Annotated in this window: 19 protein-coding genes; 4 read left to right on the top strand and 15 right to left on the bottom strand. The window is 69.6% G+C overall.

The genetic code is table 11. The features are described 5' to 3' along the window. Positions 1-25: 25 nt before the first annotated feature. From HEB94_RS13525 to HEB94_RS13510, 4 genes are all read right to left on the bottom strand, one after another. Positions 26-1,249, bottom strand: coding sequence for a hypothetical protein (locus tag HEB94_RS13525; RefSeq protein ID WP_192750212.1), 1,224 nt, complete (start codon positions 1,247-1,249; stop codon positions 26-28). A gap of 103 nt (positions 1,250-1,352) precedes the next feature. Continuing rightward, positions 1,353-2,105, bottom strand: coding sequence for an SDR family oxidoreductase (locus HEB94_RS13520; RefSeq protein ID WP_192750211.1), 753 nt, complete (start codon positions 2,103-2,105; stop codon positions 1,353-1,355). Positions 2,106-2,234: 129 nt separating this feature from the next. Continuing rightward, positions 2,235-3,260, bottom strand: a complete 1,026-nt coding sequence (locus HEB94_RS13515) for a sigma-70 family RNA polymerase sigma factor (RefSeq protein ID WP_192750210.1) — start codon at positions 3,258-3,260, stop codon at positions 2,235-2,237. Between the two features lie 162 nt (positions 3,261-3,422). Continuing rightward, on the bottom strand, positions 3,423-4,925 hold the full coding sequence (locus HEB94_RS13510; RefSeq protein WP_192750209.1) for a SulP family inorganic anion transporter: 1,503 nt from the start codon (positions 4,923-4,925) through the stop codon (positions 3,423-3,425). A 317-nt stretch (positions 4,926-5,242) separates the two neighbouring features. On the opposite strand from HEB94_RS13510, the gene HEB94_RS13505 reads away from it, so the two are divergent. Next, positions 5,243-6,289: a polysaccharide deacetylase family protein gene (locus tag HEB94_RS13505; RefSeq protein WP_192750208.1), complete on the top strand. Its 1,047-nt coding sequence runs from the start codon at positions 5,243-5,245 to the stop codon at positions 6,287-6,289. Between the two features lie 4 nt (positions 6,290-6,293). Here HEB94_RS13505 and HEB94_RS13500 read toward each other — a convergent pair whose 3' ends face one another. From HEB94_RS13500 to HEB94_RS13450, 11 genes are all read right to left on the bottom strand, one after another. Then, on the bottom strand, positions 6,294-6,719 hold the full coding sequence (locus HEB94_RS13500; RefSeq protein WP_192750207.1) for a DoxX family protein: 426 nt from the start codon (positions 6,717-6,719) through the stop codon (positions 6,294-6,296). Between the two features lie 235 nt (positions 6,720-6,954). After that, entirely contained in the window at positions 6,955-7,110 is a 156-nt protein-coding gene (locus HEB94_RS13495) for a hypothetical protein (protein ID WP_192750206.1), read from the bottom strand. Between the two features lie 12 nt (positions 7,111-7,122). Further along, positions 7,123-7,398 (bottom strand): hypothetical protein, encoded by a 276-nt coding sequence (locus HEB94_RS13490; RefSeq protein ID WP_192750205.1) that lies wholly within the window; start codon positions 7,396-7,398, stop codon positions 7,123-7,125. Between the two features lie 110 nt (positions 7,399-7,508). Continuing rightward, complete coding sequence (locus HEB94_RS13485; protein WP_192750204.1) at positions 7,509-7,676, bottom strand: DUF6406 domain-containing protein; 168 nt, start codon at positions 7,674-7,676, stop codon at positions 7,509-7,511. Positions 7,677-7,947: 271 nt separating this feature from the next. Next, on the bottom strand, positions 7,948-8,388 hold the full coding sequence (locus tag HEB94_RS13480) for a hypothetical protein (protein ID WP_192750203.1): 441 nt from the start codon (positions 8,386-8,388) through the stop codon (positions 7,948-7,950). Further along, positions 8,375-9,058 (bottom strand): hypothetical protein, encoded by a 684-nt coding sequence (locus tag HEB94_RS13475; RefSeq protein ID WP_192750202.1) that lies wholly within the window; start codon positions 9,056-9,058, stop codon positions 8,375-8,377. The genes HEB94_RS13480 and HEB94_RS13475 overlap by 14 nt, the downstream gene beginning before the upstream one ends. Next, entirely contained in the window at positions 9,055-12,045 is a 2,991-nt protein-coding gene (locus HEB94_RS13470; protein ID WP_192750201.1) for a helicase HerA-like domain-containing protein, read from the bottom strand. The genes HEB94_RS13475 and HEB94_RS13470 overlap by 4 nt, the downstream gene beginning before the upstream one ends. Positions 12,046-12,125: 80 nt before the next feature. Further along, complete coding sequence (locus HEB94_RS13465) at positions 12,126-12,593, bottom strand: MarR family winged helix-turn-helix transcriptional regulator (RefSeq protein ID WP_192750200.1); 468 nt, start codon at positions 12,591-12,593, stop codon at positions 12,126-12,128. A gap of 136 nt (positions 12,594-12,729) precedes the next feature. Continuing rightward, positions 12,730-13,266 (bottom strand): phosphoglycerate mutase family protein, encoded by a 537-nt coding sequence (locus tag HEB94_RS13460; RefSeq protein ID WP_192750199.1) that lies wholly within the window; start codon positions 13,264-13,266, stop codon positions 12,730-12,732. A gap of 10 nt (positions 13,267-13,276) precedes the next feature. After that, positions 13,277-14,593 (bottom strand): alkaline phosphatase family protein, encoded by a 1,317-nt coding sequence (locus HEB94_RS13455; RefSeq protein WP_192750198.1) that lies wholly within the window; start codon positions 14,591-14,593, stop codon positions 13,277-13,279. Between the two features lie 64 nt (positions 14,594-14,657). After that, positions 14,658-17,165: an outer membrane protein assembly factor BamB family protein gene (locus HEB94_RS13450; protein WP_192750197.1), complete on the bottom strand. Its 2,508-nt coding sequence runs from the start codon at positions 17,163-17,165 to the stop codon at positions 14,658-14,660. A gap of 186 nt (positions 17,166-17,351) precedes the next feature. Between HEB94_RS13450 and HEB94_RS13445 the strand changes: the two genes are divergently transcribed. The 3 genes from HEB94_RS13445 to HEB94_RS13435 all read left to right on the top strand — a co-directional run bounded on the left by HEB94_RS13445 (position 17,352) and on the right by HEB94_RS13435 (position 19,805). After that, entirely contained in the window at positions 17,352-17,756 is a 405-nt protein-coding gene (locus HEB94_RS13445; RefSeq protein WP_192750196.1) for a YybH family protein, read from the top strand. Positions 17,757-17,919: 163 nt separating this feature from the next. Then, complete coding sequence (locus tag HEB94_RS13440) at positions 17,920-18,588, top strand: TetR/AcrR family transcriptional regulator (RefSeq protein ID WP_192750195.1); 669 nt, start codon at positions 17,920-17,922, stop codon at positions 18,586-18,588. Then, entirely contained in the window at positions 18,585-19,805 is a 1,221-nt protein-coding gene (locus tag HEB94_RS13435) for an FAD-dependent oxidoreductase (RefSeq protein WP_192750194.1), read from the top strand. The genes HEB94_RS13440 and HEB94_RS13435 overlap by 4 nt, the downstream gene beginning before the upstream one ends. Positions 19,806-19,815: the final 10 nt, after the last annotated feature.

Genomic DNA, 19,815 nt, shown 5'->3' with positions numbered 1-19,815 from the left:
GCGAAACGTGATCCCGTGCCTGGACTCAGCCGGCCGCGGCGGCGCGCGGGTCCGGATCGAGGCGGCCACACACCGCACAGCGGCCGCGCCTGCGGAAGTAGTACGCGAGGGTGGCGGCGCCCAGTGCCACCGCCCACAGCGGCCAGAAGAATCCCGGCAGGATCGGCCCCCAGGTGTCCTGGAAGCCCCCGGCCTCGATCATCTCGATGCCCGCCCGGATCTCCAACAGGCCGGCACCGGGCAACAGGACGGCGACCACGGTCGCCGGAACGATCGCGGTCCGCGGCCGCACCGGTTTGCCACGCAGGAAGGGAATCCAGCGCGGATAGACCTCGCCCCAGCGCTGGATGAGCCCCAGGGTGAGGACGCCTCCTCCGACAGCGAGCGTGGCGAGGGCGGCACCAGCGATCCAGATCTGCGGCGTCTCACGCGCTTCCTCCTCGAGAAAGGCGCGGTTGACACCGAGCGGGATGGCCAGCGCCCACGACCACCGGGTCAGGGCGTAGAACAGCGGGACGGCGAACGCGGTCCAGGCCGCCCAGCGGCCCCAACGAGCGGCTCCGGCCGGGGTGGTCCAGCCGGCAGCCGGTTCGTCGGTGCGGCCGCAACTGCCGCAGGCGTTGCGGTTCCGGCGCGCGAAGGCGACGGCGGTCGCCGCCCAGAGGACACCGCCGAGCATGAAGAGGAGCTGGTTCAGGACCACCCAGGTGTACATCGTGGAGACGAACGACGACAGGGACACTCCCTCCGGGAAACCGAACGGCAGACCGACGAGGAGGATCGGCGTCCGGGCGACCGCCATCAGGGGGCGAAAGTCCGGGATCACCGCCGTGAGGACGACGCCGAGAGTCCCGGCGAATCCGATCAGCGCGGCCGCCCTCGGGCCGGCCAGCCGCCTCCGCGCCATCACGACCGCGATCACGGCGCCGGCCAGCCCGACCACGGCGATCGCGCCGGCCACGACGCGAGGTGGGACGGAGTCCAGGAGCGAGATCGCCTTCCCGGACGGGTCGAGGTCGGCCCCGAACGGGTAGCCACCGCCGCCGAGGAACCAGTACACCCCCAACACGCCGTACACCAGGGACCACGTGGCGGCGGCGTATCCGACCCATTCGGGCCAGCGGGCGCGGAGGGTTCGCCGAGACGACGATCCCGGTGGGACGTCGACGGAGGCGGAGTCCGGGCCGACCGTGGCCGGATCCTTTGATGCCGCGCGACTTCTCGACGTGATGCGCGTTCTTGGTGTCATGACGTCAGCTTCGGCCGATCGCCACCGGTCGGGCATCAGCCGTTCGGCACCTCCCGAAGCCACTCACCTGGATCACCTGTGCCGTTCGGCTGAGGAGGCGGAGTCAGCCGGCCGGAGTGAGGCCCGCGGGAGTGAGCAGGTAGGCGCCGGCCTCGTACGTGGGGGCGAACGCCAGGTCCGTCACCGCCTTTCCCACCAGCTCCAGGGTGAGGGTGGGACCCGCTCCGGCGAGAAAGGCACCCGTGTCCACGCCCTGCCGACGGGCGTACGCGGCCACTGCGGCGGCGCCGAGGTCGGTGGCCGGGGTCAGGCTCGGAAGTACCGAGACGAACCTGATCCCGAGGCCGTTGCGCTCGGACTCGCTGGCGGCGTAGGAGGTCATGAACCGGATCATGGCCTTCGCTCCCGCGTATCCGCCGCTGAGCGGTGACCCACCCACGGCGGCGCCGCTGGACATCGCGATGACGGTGCTGCCGGGGTCGAGCGGGCTGAGCAGGGCCTCCCTGGTCCAGTGGAACGCCTGCGCCGCGTCGACCTCCCAGTTGCGGCTGAACGTCTGCCACGTGTGGTGCTGCAGCGGACGGGCGAGTGGCCGCGCGCCCGCGTTGAGGACGAGGGAGGTGGGCCGGTAGCGGTCGATGAGCTCGCCGGCGACGTTCGGGTCGGTGACGTCCGCCACGACCGGTACGAACGTCTCCCCCAGCCGGGACCGCAACTCCTCGAGCCGGTGCCGGTCCCGGGCCACACCCACGACCGTCGAACCCGCCTCGGACAAGGCGATGGCGATGGAGTGCCCGAAGCCGCGGCTAGCGCCGGTCACGAGTGCCGTGGGACCGCTGATCTCATACGTCGACATGTGTTCTTCCTTCTCGTTCCGCATCGGGGTGGTCGGTGCCAACGAAGCATTGACATGCATCGGTGACGTGCATGTTGATGCGGGTACAGACCAGCCCGGAACGGAAAAGGAATCGGCGTCCCGCCCTGGTCAGCGGGTGGGACCGCCCGCGAGCCCTGGTTCTGGATGGAGTGGCGGCAGACCGAACGTCGCGAACAGGCTCGGGTCGAGAAACGCCACGACGTGCGCGACCCGCCCACCCCGCCAGCTCACCACCTGGATGGCGTGCGCGTGGTGGAGCCCGTCCTCGCCACGCATGTACGCCGCGAGCGCGGGCTGCCCGTTCGCCCGGATCGGCACCATCCGTACGCACCCGGGCCCGGCGAGCACCTGCCCACCGAGGAAGTCGACGACGGCCCGGCGCCCACGGAACCAGGTCAGGAACGGCGGCATCTCCAGCAGGGCGTCCTCGCGTAGCAGGCTCGTCAGCGCCGCGACGTCGGCGCTCTCGAACGCGGCGACATAGCGCGCCAGCAGGGCACGGTGCTCGAGATCGGCCGGCTCGACGAGCCGATCCTCAGCCGGCGCGATCTCGGCGATCTGGGCGCGGGCTCGCTGCAAGGTCGACTTGACGGCGACGGTCGTGGTGTCGAGCAGGTCCGCGACCTCCGCGGCCCGCCAGGCCAGCACGTCACGCAAGATCAGGACCGCGCGTTGTCGAGGCGGCAGATGCTGCAACGCGGCGACGAGCGCGAGTCGCAGGCCGTCTCGTTCGGCGACGATCGTCGCAGGATCCGTGGACTCCCGGTCGAGCAGCGCGTCCGGGAACGGCTGGAGCCACCGGACCTCCGCACCCGCGTACGCGAGCGGCGCCGACGGGTCGTCGGTCCCGCTGCCCAGACCGGACGGCAACGCGATCCGGCCGCGGCGTTCCAGCGCGGTCAGCGAGGCGGCGGTCGCGATCCGGTACAGCCAGGTCCGCAACGACGAACGCCCCTCGAAGCCGTCGAAGGAACGCCACGCCCGCAGGTAGGTCTCCTGCACCACGTCCTCGGCGTCGTGGACCGAGCCCAGCATCCGGTAGCAGTGCGCGAGCAGTTCCTTCCGGAACGGGTCCGTGAGCCTGGTGAACTCCGCGCTGTCCACCGCCGCGCCGTCCGTTGCCGCACTGTCCATGGTCGCTCCTCCGCCACCGCACCGCTGTCGACGGCGTCCTTCACCGCCCCACTGTGTACAGACCCGCGCCGACGCCGAAACGCATCGGTCCACGACCGAGGAGTTCGACCTGGCGGAGCGAGGAGCGGCGCGGATCACCGGACGGCGCCGGGAGGCGACCGCTCAGATGCTGCCGGTGACCTCGCCGCTGAGGCTCCGGTGGATCCGGGCGCTGTGCTTGTTCAGGCCGGTGATCTCCACGGACTTGCCGTGGGCGGCGTACTTCGTGGTGATGGCGTCCAGCGCGGCGACCGAGGAGGCGTCCCAGATGTGCGCGTCGGTGAGGTCGATGACGACCTTCGCCGGATCCCCCGCGTAGTCGAACTGGTAGACCAGATCGTTGCTGGACGCGAAGAACAACTCGCCGCTCACGGCGTACACCACGCTCGTGCCGTCCGGGTCGGTCACCGACGTGACGTTGACCAGGTGTGCCACCCGGCGCGCGAAGATCACCATCGCGGTGACGGACCCGACGACGACGCCGATGGCGAGGTTGCTGGTCGCGACCACGACCGCGACCGTGATCACCATCACCGCGATCTCACCGATCGGCATCCGACGCAGGGTCCGCGGTCGGATCGAGTGCCAGTCGAACGTGCCGACCGAGACCAGGACCATCACCGCGACCAGGGCCGCCATCGGGATGTCGGAGACGATGCCGCCGAAGATGATGCACAGGACCATCAGGAACGCGCCGGCGAGGAACGTCGACAGCCGGGTGCGCGCACCGCTGGACTTCACGTTGATCATCGTCTGGCCGATCATCGCGCAGCCGCCCATGCCCCCGAAGAAGCCGGTGACGATGTTGGCGATCCCCTGCCCGATGGACTCGCGGGTCTTGTTCGAGCGGGTGTCGGTGATGTCGTCGACGAGCTTGGCCGTCATGAGCGACTCCATCAGCCCGACCAGCGCGAACGCCAACGCGTACGGCGCGATCAGCGTCAGGGTGTCCATCGTGAACGGCACGTCCGGCAGGCCCGGCACCGGCAGGGACGACGGCAGGGCGCCCTTGTCACCGACGGTGGGGACGGCGATCCCGGCGCCGAGCGTCAGCGCCGTCAACGCCACGATCGCCACCAGCGGCGCCGGGATGACCGTGGTGAGCCGGCGGAAGCCCACCATCAGTGCCAACGCGCCGATGACCAGCGGATACACCGGCCAGGGAACGTCCAACAGGTTCGGCACCTGCGCCATGAAGATGAGGATGGCGAGCGCGTTGACGAAACCGACCATGACCGAACGCGGCACGAACCGCATCAGCTTCGCCACACCGAGCGCGCCGAGCAGCACCTGGATCAGACCGCCGAGGATGACGGTCGCGACGAGATAGCCGAAGCCATGTTCACGGGACAGCGGAGCGACGACCAGCGCGATGGCGCCCGTCGCCGCCGAGATCATCGCGGGGCGGCCGCCGACGATCGAGATCACCACCGCCATCGTGAACGACGCGAACAGCCCGATCGCCGGATCGACCCCGGCGATGATCGAGAACGAGATCGCCTCGGGGATCAGGGCCAGCGCGACGACGAGCCCGCCCAGCACTTCGGTCCGGGCCACCTTCGGCGAGAGCCACGACGGACGGAAGCCACGCAACCGCGCGGCCGGAGACAACGAAGCGGTTTGCAAGACGGCAACCTGTCATGCTCGGGCGCATCCCGACCAGGAGGCGCGAGGGCGCGCGAGAACCCCGCACTGCCTGCTGAACCGGACCTAGGGCAGCGGCGGGTTGGTCTGGGAGAGGCGGCTTTCGGCGGTCGGCGGTGGGCGGCTTCGCCGGGAGCGTCGTCGAGCCCGACATGGCGGACGGTCCGCGCCCGCGCTGGCCCACCGGGACTCTACCTTGGCCTGCCGATAGGGTCGCGCCTGTCTTGCGTTGTGGTCGAGCGTGCGGTGCTGCCCTGGCCGTACGACCGGCGGTCGCGATGATCCCCAGGAGGTACGCCATGTGGTCGGCAGGTGTCGGTTGGCGGGACGGCGACTTCGAGGTGGTCGTACTCGACGAGGCCGGAGCCGAGGTGGTGCCGTCCGTCGTGGTCGCGGGCGGTGACAAGACCCGGCTCGTCGAACTGCTGCGCCACACCTCCGAACGCGCCGGTGGGGACCTCGCCGCCGTGATCGAGAGTACGAACGGGATGCTCGACGGCCATCTGCTGGCCGCCGGCCTGCGGGTCTACCGCGCCGACCCGGCGGTGCTGCCGGACCGGCCACCGCTCGGCTCCGTGCCCGCGCGCGACCTCGCCGAGAGTGCGCGGCGCGAACTGTCCACCCTGCACGGGCTCTCGATCCGGACCGGCACCATGACCGGGCGGGGCGAGGAGTCCCGCGCCCATCTCGCCGGCAGCGCCGCGACCGAACGCGAACTGCAGCCGATGGGCCGGTTCGTGGAGCGCGGCTCGGACGACGTGCCCGAGATCGCCCTCACCTTCGACGACGGCCCGCACCCGGCATACACACCGCAGGTCCTCGACATCCTCAGCCGGTACGACATCACGGCGAGCTTCTTCTGTGTCGGACTGAACGTGCAGGCCCATCCGGAACTCGTCGCCCGCACCGCCGGTGAGGGGCACCTCGTCGGCAACCACACCTGGAGCCACCCGTACCTCCCGGACCTCTCCCGCGACCAGCTGATGCGCCAGGTCGACGCGACGAACGAGGCGCTGACGAAGGCGACCGGGACGGGCTCGACGCTGGTGCGGCCGCCGTACGGGGTGCGGACCTCCGACGTGCTGACCTGGCTGGCCGAGCGGGACATGACCACGGTCTTCTGGAACTCCGACATCGGCGACTGGGGCCTGCCCGGCGCCGACGCCATCGTGTCGGCGGCGGTCGAGCGCACCACCAACGGATCGGTGCTCCTGCTGCACGACGCCGGCGGCGACCGGAGCCAGACCGTCGAGGCGCTGCCCCGAATCCTGGAGGGACTGCTCGGGCGCGGCTTCCAGTTCGTCACGATCGACGAGCTCGCGCCGTGGAGCGCGCCGTCGGTGTGACGTCCTAGGAACGGAGCGAGGCGGCGAGGGCCTTCGTCCGGGGCCAGCGACCCCAGGCGACCAGGCCGAACCCGACGCCGAGAGCCACCGTCAGGATCGCGACCGGGGCCGCGCCAGGCATCAGGAACAGGTTGGTGAGCGTCGCGCAGACCATCAGGCCGACCAGGGCCATCGCGGCAACGCCGGACAGCCGCGGGATCAGCAGGCCGATCGCGCCGCCGACCTCGCACACGCCCGCGGCATAGCGGAGCCACTGGCCGAGCCCGAGGGCGTCGAAGCCGTCCACGGTCGACGGATCGCTCAGCAGCTTGGGTGCCGCGAAGAAGACGAGGAGGACGGCCAGCACGACCTGTGCGACCCACAAGACGATGTTCAGCGTGCGTCCCCGCTGCTCGGCGGTCGAGGCGGTCGTCGCGTCGTTCGTGGTCATGAGGGTGGTTCCTTCCGGAGAGCTGTCTCGACTACGTTCACCTACTTCGACGGGTGACGTAGCGAGAACTCATCGGTGCTCTCCGGATCGGAGTTGGACCGGAAGACAGGGCAGCTCACCGGGCCGGTCGCCCGGCGTGGATGTCGAGATCCGAGAAGTCGGGCACCGGAGCCCGCCTCGGTGCCCAGTTACCCGGATCTCGACGCGAGCAGCCCGCGACCGCGGCCGCCGCGAGTCAGCTGGTCCACTTGTCAGCAATCACGCGGGCCTCAGCCATGAAGCCGTCCAGCCCCGAGTCGTCGAACTGCTCATCGGCGACCAACGCGCCAAGCAGCAGAAACTGCGTACTGACGCGAGTTTCCGAGTCCAGGCCGGCGGCAGACCTCGCCAAGCGCCGCACGGATCAGGCGTTCGGCAACGGGGGGTCGATACTCTCGGCCGCCGCGGTAGTGCGGGAACGCACATCACTGACGAACGCGGCCATGTCCGCCGACGCGCCGTCCTGACCGAACCGGCGGTCGACCGCTTCGAAGAAGGCAGCCGCAAGCAGGGCCGTATATCCCGTTGCCGCGGCCTCTCTGTCGAGCTGATCGCGCAACCGGACATGTTCTTCCAGGTCACCAGCCAGCAACGCACGCAGCGCCGCGACCTGCTCAGCCGTCACAGCATCAGCAGTCATTACTACGCTCCTTCACATGCCACTGCCATTGCCGGCCAGACCGTTCGCGCCAACCGCCTGTTACGTGACCCGCCTCAAGTTCACACGGGAGCCTTGGGGATCTCTCGCGACTACTCGTCGACACGCGTCAGCGTGACCAGCGGACGCCGAGGGTTCATGATCTTGTCGACGTGCCAACTCTCATCGCCGAGATCGAAACTGTCGCCGACTCGAAGGCTGAGATGCCTCCCCTCCTTCTCGTGTGCCCGTACATCCGCCCATCCGCCCTCAGTCGACATCTGAAGTCACCCTCCGTTCCTAAGCTATGAAGTAGTCCTGCGGGGAGCCAGTCCGCACGCGGGAATAGACAGACTGCCGGCTTGATCAGACGCGAGGAGATCCAACTGTTTACGGGAGACGCGAACCCAGAGAGAATGTGGCACGGGGTCCGACTAAGAGTTCCAGCAGCCGAACGCGCCCGCCCATCGGTTCTCACCCGCCAAGTGGTTTCGCAGGAGCAACACCGAGCACGGTTCGGGAGGATTCTCTAGCCGTCACAACACGCCTTCACTAGCCAGCGAGTAAACGATCACCCAGGGCTCGAGCCTTGACCATGAACTCGTTCAACGCGGCATCATCGAACTGTTCGTCAATGATCAGCGCGCTCAGTAGGATGACTTCCGTGCCGAATCGGCGCTTCTCATCGATGTCCGCTATCGAGCCGTTACCGAGAACAGCTCGCAGGAGACGCTCGGCGACGACCGGATCGATGGCCTCGTCGGCCTCCGAAAGGCGGCTACGCACCTCATCGACGTAGGCACGCGCCGCTTCCGGAGCGGCCTCGCCCCGGAAGCGATGGTCTACCGCCTCGAAGAACGCCCCCTCGACCAGCGCCGCGTACGTGGCTCGGGCGGCGGTGCGGTCGAGACGCCCCCACAGGCGTTGGTACTCGTCATAATCACCCGCCAGGTGAGCGCGCAGCGTCGCCACCTGCTCATCATTGATCGGCACTATCCTGCTCCTTTCTGCCATGTCGCAAGTGTTTCACACCAGCACGACCAGCCTCGAATATCAGCATGCCGGCGACCATGGCCCCCGTCACCGCATCGCCTGCGTCGGCGCCCTCGCGCGGCGCCTCGCTGATCACGGGTCCTGATCGAGTCTCCGCATGACCAGTTGGCGGTTCGCGGGACAAGAACTCCTGCACTGTTTTGGCTGTCCGTCCGATCTCATCGAGGCCGTCCTCAGCAACCTCGTACACGTTTCTTCGAAAACGGTCGAGTCGAGAGCCCTTGTCGTTGCCCTCTTCGACAGAGGGCCCATCTGGGTAGATGTCATCGGCATCCCTCACCACATCTGGATCAGGCCGCTCGAATTCGTCGCGTCCTACTTGTTCACCAGGATGGTGACCACTGCGGCCGTCCCGCAAAGGCAGGATCTCGTCGTGCCGGGCGGCGTCGACCCGTTCGCCAATGCCCCTTGGACGCTCATCGACGGGGGTGGCGTAGTCAGGTCGGCGCGCGACGAGAGGATCATCCCCGTCATCGCGATCCATATCCAAGCGCGGCGGCCCGTTGTCCTTGGCCTGCGTCAGCCTTCTCCTGAGTTCGTCGACCTCGTCGTTCTCATGGCCCTCCCCTCCCGAGTCTGGTCGAGAGGATGGCCTGTCGAAGCCCGTCATGCTGTCCACCCCGCCTCTCGCAACTCGTCGAGCAGGAACAAGTAGGCCCACTTGGGCGCGGACATCGCGTCGAGCATTGTCTGAAGGCTGCTCAGCTCGGAACCGGTCCCGACCCGTTCGAGGGCCGATGGACGTGCGTCTCCCGTGATGAGGCGAATCTCCTCGCCTCGGGTGAAGCCGCTCATCTCCTGGTGCCGGCTCACCAGGCTGAGCAGATCCCACCCTGAGGAACCAGAGACCGACTGGCCGAGAAGCGCCTCCCACACCGATGCATCGTCAACGGGCAGTGCCGTGTCGCGGAACTCCTCAGGCAGGCGGCGCAGGCTGATCGCGAACAGCCGCCAACGATAGGGCGCAGCAGCCCAGGCCACCTCGATCCCAGGACACGGCGCCCGGCCTGGCGGGGTGTGGCCAAGTACCGACACCACGTGCCGAGCCAGCGCCTCGGTTCCAGGGTTGCCGGCGAAGATCGCACTGCGTACGGCGACCGCCTCGTCGACCCCCTCGAGAATGGCCGAGTCACGTACGGCGTCGTCGAGCTCGCACAGTTCGGCGGCTACACGTTCGGTCAGCACTGGACTTGTGCGACCGAACAGATGCGCGACCACGGTCAGCTCGATCCACAGTCGCACGTGTGGCATGGCATCGAGAGCCCGCCGCCCAGTGGTGAGCGTCCTGCGGGAAGGACAGTCCGCTTCGCGATAGATCGCGCAGCGTCCGATCACCGGGACGGCTATCTCCGCAGGGTCTGCGAGCGTCACGTCACCTCGCGCGTCTTCGGAGGCGACCCGGTCGGGCATCTGGACCAGGATCGGGTTGTCCATCCCGTCGGCGAAGACACCTGCCACGCCGGGAGTCGTGGTGACGAGGTAGGCGGACTGGGCGTCGCTGAGGTTCATCGTCGCGCCCACGGCGTCCCGGTCGTCCTTCGCGGGTAGCCGGTGCACGATCTTGACCGCGGTGTTCTTGATGACGTCCGGGATCAGCTTGGCCGGGATCTGCTCGGCGATGACCAGACCTTCGCCGTACGCCCGGACCTCCGCGAGCAGCCCCGCGAACATCTCCACCGCATGACCGGACGCACCGACGCGTCCGCCGTCGTCGTACCGGCGCAACAGCCGGTGCGCCTCCTCGATCACCGTCAGATGCCGCAGCGTGCCCGACGCCACAGCACCGCGCCGCTCCGCCACCCGCAGATGCTCCGTCAGCGCGATGAGGAGCGTACCCATGAGGAACGCCTTGTCGCGGTCGTCACCGACGTCCTCGATCTCGAGTACGACATTGCGACGCAGGAGCTTGCCCAGGTCGAGTGGTTGCCCGCCTTCGAGGAACCGCCCGGTCGTCCCGAGCCGCAGCGATGACAAGCGAACCTTGACGAAGCCGCGTACATTGTCGGCGACCTCGCGGCCGTAGCCGATCTCCTCGATCACGCGTTCGGCGACGCGTTCCAGGTCGGCCAGCGTCGGGTAACGCGGCCGGGCACCGGGATGCGTCGGCTCGCCGAGTGCGACGTCCCAGCCCTGCTCGGCGTATGCACGGGTCAGGGCGACCGACAGCACCTGTGGGAACGGCTCCTCCGCGTCGAACGCCGCGAGGAACAACGCGCGGACCAGGTCGAGGTGCGTCTGCAGCGGAAAGCCCTCGATCGGCCGCAGCGGATCGATGCCCACTGGTGCCGTGTCCGGACCGCCCGGGCGTACGACGACCACCGAGCCGTCGACGTCGCCCGCGGGACCATGTAGGTCACGTAGGTCACGTAGGTCACGCAGGTCACGCAGGCGGCCCGCCATCCGCCGGTACTCCGCCTTCGCCGGTTCGATCACCAGCCATGGGATTCCGGCGGCGCTCGCCTCCTCCAGCAGGGTGCGGACCGTCTGCGATTTCCCCGAGCCCGTCGCTCCGCAGACGAAGGTGTGCCGGTTCAGGCTGGAGGCGGGCACCACGAACGTCCCAGCTGGTCGGCATTCGGCGTCGAGGACGACACCCAGCGGAAGGCCGTTCGAGGACACCGTGGTCTCCGGTGTGACGTCGAACTCCGGCGGCGCCACGAGCCGTACGCCTGGCACCTCCATCCGCGGCGGACCCGTCAGCGCGGCGACCAGCGCCGACCCGGCCAGGCCGCCCCACTCCGGCGCGAGCAGCTCCGCGAAGGACCCGAGCGCTCCCGTCGGGCGCACGGCGTACGGCGCGTCGGCGAGGTCCAGCGACGCCACCGCCAGCCCCGCGAGGCGATGCGCCTCCTCCGGACCCGCGCCCCCGACGAGTATCCGCACCCGCCACAGGCCGAGCGCCTCCGACTCCCGGAGCTCGCGATGCCAACCACGTAGGCGTTCGTACCCGATCTCGTGCTCCGGCGACGTCGACGACCGGGCCCGCGCCTGCCGCGCCTGGTCGGCCACCGCGTCAACCTGGCCGGACATCGCGCGAGGGCTGACCGGCTCGGCCAGGATCACGTGGGCGAACGGCCCGTCCCACACGGCGAGCAGGCCGCTGTCGAAGGACGGCCCGCGCGCGTAACCCTCGTCATGGGTGGCGACGAACCGGTCGAGCAGCAGCGCGTCGAACTCCACCCGCAGCGCGGTCCACGTCGGCACGTTCGCGAAGGACTCCGCGAGCCGTCCGGGGCCGAGCGGGCGCCCGCGCCCACCCGAGGGCATGGCCACGCCGACCAGGTCCGCCGGCGCGGAACCGTTCGCGGTCGGTCCGAGGGCCGCACCCGCGGCGAGCAGCTCGAGATCGCCACCGATCCGGGTACGCCGCCAACCCAGCACGAGCGGAACGCCGGCCTCGTACACACCCGGCCGCCCGGTGACGGACCCGTGCCAGGTCGCGGCTAACAGGCCGAGCCGACGCCCACGGCCAGCGTCAGGTGTCGACCCGACGTCTCCGAGCCGACCGCCGCCAGGCTGACCTGTGCGGGGAATCGCGATGACACGTACGGACGAAGCGCTCTTCCACCACTCCCCCAGCCCCCCGCCCGTGATCACCACGCCATCATGCACCAGCCGGCGTCACTCATGATCAGCCGAACAAGGCGGCGGTGGACAACCTCGGCAAGGCGCCTTGTCTACAGAGTGAGTGGTCCACCGGCGTTGGCGGTGATGCGGCGCAACACCTTCAACGCCGCGACGTACTCCTCGTCGGTCACGCCGTCGTGCAGGTGGGCGCGGATGGCGGCGGTGCGCTCGGCGATCCGCGCACGACCCGCGTGACCGGCATCGGTGAGGGTCAGCCTTCCGTCAGTGCCCGCGGCGACCCAGCCCCGTTCGACCAGGTCGTCGAGGACGGCCGGATAGGTCGACACGTCGCCGATCTGCGGCGTCATGTAGCGGCGCAGGACGTAGGTGATCTCCTCCCTCGTCAGCCCAGCTTCGTTCCTGGTCAGGGCGTTGAGGGTCATCCAGTGCCGTTGGGTGACGCCGAGCCGGCGGTGCTCCTGGTCGATGTAGCTGATGACCGCCTCGTGCGCCGCACCGGTCCAGTAGCCAACCGGATGGTGCGCGAGTTCGGCGTCGGTGTAGGTCACCATGGCCATGGCCTCTCCCGTCTCGAGTACGACGGGACCGACGCTACGACCTCAACGTCGCTTGAGGTCCAGGCCTAAGTGGGTGTGAGCCGTGCCACCTCGGTCAGCATCACCTCAGTCAGCGCCATCCCGGTCGGCACTCCAGTCAGGGCAGGCGAAGGAACTCCACCGTGCGGAAGCGAGTGTCGAACGTCAGCCTCGCTCCCTCACAGCAGGCGAGGCTCTTCCCCCAGGTGCGATGGTCGGCATTGGGGAGGCAGGCGACCAGGCCCGCCTCGAGCTCACCCGAATGCCCGACGACCAGCACTGCCTGCCCGTCGGTGAGCGGTGTCAGGAGGTCCCGCCACAGCGCGGCCAGAGCGTGCGCGTAACGGTGATAGGCGCCGCCCGTTTCGAGTACCTTCGCCAACGCGGCGAACGGGTGTTCGTCGAGCCACCACGGCGACTGCTCGGACTCGGCGTACACCCCGGGATCCGTCGCGAGCGTGACGCACTCCTGGTCGACGGCGAACCCCATGGCCGCGGCCGTCTCGCGGGTGCGCGGGGACACCGAGGTCGCCACCACGGCGAACGGCCCGATGGACTCACCCACCTCACGGGCCAACTCCACACCGGCCTGGGAGAGCTGCGATCCGCCCGTGTCCTTACGCAGGCTGTGTCGGCGCACTTCGAGTGTGATCACGGCGCCAAATCTAGACCGGCCCAACGCGGGTACGCAGGGCCTCACGGAGGACGCGGCCCTGGCTGTCGGCCGGGGCACGCGTACCCAGCAGAGCGGCGATGGTGGGGGCGATGTCGACGATCTCGGGGTGACGCGGAGCCTTCTGCCCGACACCGGCGCCCGCCAGGAACAACGGGATCGTGATCTCGCGGGTGGTCCCGTGCACGCCGGCGATGCCCGTCCCGGCGGGCGGCGTGGTCGAGAAGCCGTACGGCTCCTTGGCCTCGGCGACGAGGTTGCCGAGCTTGTCGCTGGCGTGCAGGCTGTTCAGTGCCTTGCGGTCGAAGACGTTGAGGACCTCGGGGATCCTGCCGATCGCCGCCTTGATCCGGCGTTCGGCACCGACGGCCCGACCACGCAGGTAGATGTTGAGGACGCCGTTCACGACCAGGACGACCTCGGTGTCGGGCGACGCGGAGGTCGTGACGAACTCCGCGCGGTAGCCGAGCCCCGCGACCGCGTCGAGCACCTTGTCCCCGATGGGCGTGGACCAGGTGCTCATGCCGTGGTCACCAGTGACGATGAACGCGGTGTCGGCGAAGATGCCGACGTCCTTGGTCGCCTGGATGAGCCGGCCGAGCTGGCGGTCGTGCTCGGTCATCAACGCCGCCATTCCGGGGGCGTCGTCACCCTCGGCGTGTCCCAGGGCGTCGAGATCGCTCGAGTACACCGCCAGGAAGTCGGGGATCTTCGGTACGGCGACCTGCTGTCCGCCGGAGTTGACGGCCCGCCTGTTCAGGATGTTGATCGCGACGTCGGTGCGCTGCCCGATCGTGCCGCCCGGCTGGACGTAGAGGTGGTCGGGGTCGCCGTAGGTCGCGCCGAAGTTCTGCACCATGTACCACTGCACCGACGCGAGGGTGCGGCCCGAACCCGCGAGTACCTGCGCGATGGTCTCGGCGGAGAGGAACCTGTCCTGCCCCTGCACCTTGTTGGTCACCGGATCCCAGACGCCGGACACGTTGCCGTGCACCTCCGGCCACGCTCCGGTGGACATGCTCGCACGTGACGGGTTGGAGATGGTGGGGAACGTGCCGTCCATGACGGTGAAGCTGCCCGCGGCCGCCAGGGCGTCGAGGTTCGGAGTGTCGACGAGGCTCAGGTAGTCGGGGTCGAAGCCGTCCCAGTCCACCAGGACCACGTGCTTGGCCCGGCCGGTGGTCTTCGTCGCCGTCAATGGTGTGTTGACAGCCGCGTTCGCGACGGTGTTCGCCGCCGAGGGAAGGACCAGGCTTCCCGCGACGACCGCGGCGCCTGTCAGGAATCCGCGTCGGGTTGGCATGGACATGAACTGACCTCCTGCTTGGCCCTTGCGGGCCTGGTAGTGCTTCGTGCGACTTTCGATGCGGTCCTCAGCCGGTGAAGCCGTAGACGTTGCCGTCGTAGGCGCCGACGAGGACGAGGTTTCCGGTAGGTGCCGCGGAGGAGTTGACCCAGGTGCCGATGTTCCGGCTCCAGGTCACCTTTCCGGTGTGCAGGTCGACGGCGGAGAAGCGGCCGTCCTTGCTCCCGACGTAGACCGTGTCACCGCTGATCAGCGGCGAGGCCTCGACCGGTCCGCCGGTGGTCGACCACAACCGTTGTCCGGTCGCCACGTCGTACGCGGCGATGCCGGAACCACCGATCGGCGAGACCACGATGGAGCCGGACACGGCGGGTGTTCCGCGCCCCTCGTTCCCACCCCGGGAGTCCTTCCACAGCAGGTTTCCGGCGGCGAGGTCGAGCACCTCGAGGCTGCCCTCGCCGTGCAGGAAGACCCGTCCGTCGGCGACGGTGGGCGCCGAGCGGTACCGCGCGGGAATCGTCGGGTAGTGCCGCCAGCGTTCCTTGCCGGTGGCCCGGTCGACGGCGGTCACGTAGCGGCCGTCACCGGTGAACAGCACCAGGTCTCCCGCAACGGTCGGCGCGGCAGGCCGGTCCGTGCCGCCGTACCCGTCGGTGTCGGGGTAGAAGCTCCAGCGCTGGGTCCCGGTCCGGGCGTCGAGGGCCAGCAGGCTGTAGCCGACACTCTGGTAGACAACGCCGTCCGCGACGGCGGGGCCGGCGAAGGACCAGGCACGCTGCACGGCGTCCGAACCCACGCCGGTACGCACCTGCCAGACCACCGCTCCGGTCTTCGCGTCGAGGGCGAGAACGGTGCCCCGCACGGTGCTCACGTGGACGAGTCCGTCGGCGACGGCAGGGGTCGCGTCGACGGGAGCGTCGGTCGCGCGCCGCCACAACTCCTTGCCCGTCTTCGGGTCGATCGCGGCCACGCCGTGCTCGGCGATGCCGTCCTCGTCCCGGATCCCGACGTAGGCGGTGCCACCCGCGACCACCGGCGAGGAGGTCAGGATGGCGCCACCACTGCGGTAGACCCAGGCGAGGTCCAGCGGCCCGGAGACGGTGCCGGCCGCGTGCCCGGTGCGCTCGTTGTCACCCTGCAGGGTCGGCCAGTCGGCGTCCGGCTTCGGCTGCGCGGCCGCCTCGTCGGTCACGGTGAAGTCGCCGCTCGTCGTCCACGGCTGCCCGGCGCGGCCGACCGCGCGGGCGTCGATGCGGTGCGGGCCCGCCGACAGCTCCAGGTCCTGCTTGTCGGTCCAGGACCAGCGACCCACCGACTGCAACGGTCGCCACGTCCCGCCGTCGACGCGGTACTCCACGCGCGTGGGTGGGTTCGTCGTGTCGTAGGCGTTGACCAGGACCGCCGGCCCGCCCTCGTGGAGCGTGGTCCCGGGGGCCGGGTTCACGATGGTGAGCTGCTGCTCGCGGTCGAACGCCGTGAACGGCGTGGACAGGCTGTGCTTGCCGCGGCCGAGGATCCGGCGGAACCCTTCCGGGCTGCCCTCCTGCGGCGCCCAGGCGGCGGAGGTGACGATCTGCTGGCCGCCGGGGAAGGTCGTGGGATCGGTGTCGTTGCCGTGGACGTGTCCGGACAGGACCAGCGAGACGTGGTGGTCGCGGAGCAGGTCGATGAGCGGCGTCTCGTTCGCCTCGGTCAGGCCGCCGCTGAACGGGATGTGCGCGACCGCGAGGAGTCGGCGCCCGGCCGGGACCTCGGCGAGGTCACGGCGCAGCCACTCCAGCTGGTCCGCCTCGTTCTGGCCACGGTAGTTCTCGAGCATCACCACGTGCAGGTCGCGGTAGTCGAAGGAGTACCACTCCGGCCCCTGGTAGTGGCGGTAGTTCTCGATCTGGGCGGCGTAGTTCGGTCCCGAGTCGATCTCGTGGTTGCCCGGCGAGGTCCAGATCGGGTAGCGCGAGGAGGACGCGGCCGCCTGGTAGTTCTCGAACTCGCTCGGCTCGGCGCTGTTGGTGAGGTCGCCGGACACCAACACGAAGTCGGGCCGCTCGGCCAGGTCGTTCAGCTGCTCGAACTGCGCCCGGGCCCGCTCGCGTTCGGCGTCGATGCCGTTGCCGTAGTCGGCGACGTGGACGTCGGAGACGGTGACGAAGTTCGGGTCGCCCTTCGCCGTCCGCGGATCCGGGATCAGGCCGAAGTCGGCGTTGGCCCGCGCACCCGCGGCGAGTTCGCCCAGGTCACGGTAGAACTCCGGGGTTCGCACCGCGGAGAGCGGCACCCGATAGCCCGACGGCAGCGTCACGGCCACGATGTCGGTCAGCCGGCGGTCGACGTCCAGCGTCAGGCTGTAGCCGCCGTCCTTCCCCGTACGGACGACCTGCAGGCCGTCGGACACCACGACGTCGCGTAGTGCGGGCTCACCCGCCTCACGTACACCGTCGCCGTCCCGGTCCGTCCAGACCGTTCCGGTGACCGTCGCGGTCGCCGCGTCGTCCGCAGACGACGCCTCCGCGACCGTTCCCGAAAGCGGCGCGACGAGAGCCGCAGCCACGATCACGCCCCACAACCGGATCGCCATCACTGTTCCTCTCCGGGGCACGCGGACGCCGCGGCACCCCGAAGAATCAGCCAACTGCGCCCAGATGACCGGCGTTCGTCGTGCGCCGGAACGCCACATGCACACGGCACGACGCCGGTCTGGTCCGGTGCATGCCACGGCGTGGCTCCGACGGAACCGATCCACGTCGTGTTTCACTAGGAGGGCATGGCTGACAACGACTTCCCGTTCACCATGCCCCTCGCCGACGATCCGTCCGACCATGTGGCGGCCTACTCCGCGACGTTCGCGCGCGGATCCGCCGAGCAGCTCGATCGACACTACGAACCCGACGCCGTTCTCGTGCCACGTCCGGGCTGTCCGGTGACCGGTGCGGAACGGCTCGCCGCGCACAACCATCTGCTCGGCTTCGGGGTGACCCTCGACGCGCGGACTCGTCACCTCTACGTCGCGGGAGACATCGCGCTGCTCATCGTCGACTGGTCGATGCGTGGCACCGATCCTCGCGACGGGAGTCCGATGGCCTTCCAGGGCACTGCCACCGACGTCGCCCGTCGTGGGTCGGACGAGCGTTGGCGTTACGTCATCGACAACCCGTTCGGTACCGCCTGAGGTGTCCGGAGCCGGGTGCGGCTGGCCCCCGTCGGTCCAACCGCACCCGCCGTACGTGCGTACGCGTGCTACGGTTTGGTCAGTCGTCCAAGTCAATCACCCAAGTCGTTCGACCAAGGCGTGCGACCAAGGCGGGAACGAGGGCGACCAAGAGAGGACGGCGATGCCAGCCAGGACCTCGGCGGAGCGAGGCCGCGAAGTGCGCCAGCGGCTCCTCGACACGGCCGCGACGCTGATCCCCGAGCTGGGCTGGAGCGCGGTCAGCACCCGCGCCCTCGCCGAGCGGGCCGATGTCACGCCCGGGCTCATCCACTACCACTTCCCCTCCGTCCAGGCGCTGCTGCGGGAAGCCGCCCTGCGCGTGATGGGTGAGGTGGTGTCCGCCACGTCGCTGGCGTTCACCTCCGCAGACGACCTGGACGCCGGCCTCGACCTGATGCTCGGCGCCCTGGACTCCTACCCGGGCGAGGACGCGACCTCGTTGCTGTTCACCGAGACCTGTCTCGCCGCGACCCGCGACCCGGAACTCCGTGCGGAGCTGTCCACACTCGTCGCCGGTTTCCGGGAGGACCTCACCACCTGGCTCGCCAGCCACGGCCAGGATCACCCCGGGGACACCGCCGCCGTCCTGGCCGCGACCATCGACGGTCTGATGCTGCACCGCGTGCTCGGCGTGGAGCTCACCTCGGCCGCCGCGGCGACGGTCCTGCGCGGGCTCGTCGCGCCCACTCCACTCTCCACCCGCACAGCGTCGCGGCGGGACCCGTCGAAGCGAGGCGCGCCGAGGAAGAGCACAACGAAGAAGGGCGTAGCGAAAGGAAGGACGTCATGAAAGCGCTGATCTGTGGTGCCGGCATCGCCGGCCTGGCCCTCGCGCGCCGCCTGACCGGCCACGGCTGGCAGGTGACCGTGGTGGAGAAGGCGCCCGAGCCTCGCCGCCAGGGATACATGATCGACTTCTTCGGGCCGGGTTACGACGCCGCCGAGCCCATGGGCCTCCTGCCCCGCCTGCACGAACTCGGCTACCAGGTCGAGGAGATGTGCTACCTCGATGACGACGGCCGCCGTCAAGCAGGGATTGACTACGCGAGGTTCGCGCGGGCGGTGAACGGCCGGTTGGTGAGCATCATGCGCCCCGACCTCGAGCACGCGCTCCGCGAGCAGGTGACCGCCGACGTCGACCTGCGCTTCGGGTGCGCGCTCACCCGGATCGACAACGCACCCGAGGGCGTACGCGTCACGTTCGCCGACGGCAGCGTTCTCGACGCCGACCTCCTGGTGGGCGCCGACGGCATCCACTCCACCGTCCGGCGACTGACGTTCGGCCCGGAGCGGGACTTCGTCCGACACCTCGGCTTCCACACCGCGGCGTACGTCTTCACCGATCCTGGAATCCACACCCTCCTGGGCAACCGCTTCTGCCTCACCGACACGACCGGCGCGCAGATGGGCTTCTACGGCCTGCGCGACGGCCGCGTGGCCGCGTTCACGGTGCACCGGACGAGCGATCCCGCGCTCCCCGACGATCCGCGCCGCGCCGTCCGCGACGCCTACGCGTCGTTGGGTTGGATCGCCCCTCAGGCACTCGCCGCCTGCCCGGAGCCAGCGGAGATCTACTACGACCAGGTGGCGCAGGTCGTCGCCCCGCGCTGGTCCTCCCGCCGCGTCGTCCTGCTGGGCGACTCCTGCCAGGCCGTCTCGCTTCTGGCGGGCCAGGGCGCGTCCCTCGCGGTGGCCGGTGCCTACCTGCTCGGCGAACTCCTCGCGACGTCGGACTCCATCACCACCGCGCTCACCGCCTACGAGCGCCGTTGGCGGCCGGTCATCGCCGACAAACAGCGCGCCGCGCGCCGGGGCGCGCAGTGGTTCCTGCCCGCCTCCAAGTCACGACTGCGCGTGCGCCGGCTCGCCCTCCGGCTCGCCAATCTCCCCGGCCTCGCGGCGTTCTTCGGTACGGCGTTCGCCGGCAAGTCCTCGGCGACCATCGAAGCACTCAGTGCGCACGACCGCGACCCGGGGCAGCGCACCGCCTCCACCAGCAGGCGCTGACCAGCCCTCA

The organism is Actinopolymorpha pittospori, assembly GCF_014873875.1.
Lineage (GTDB): Bacteria > Actinomycetota > Actinomycetes > Propionibacteriales > Actinopolymorphaceae > Actinopolymorpha > Actinopolymorpha pittospori.
This window is presented reverse-complemented; position numbering and strand designations above follow the sequence as displayed.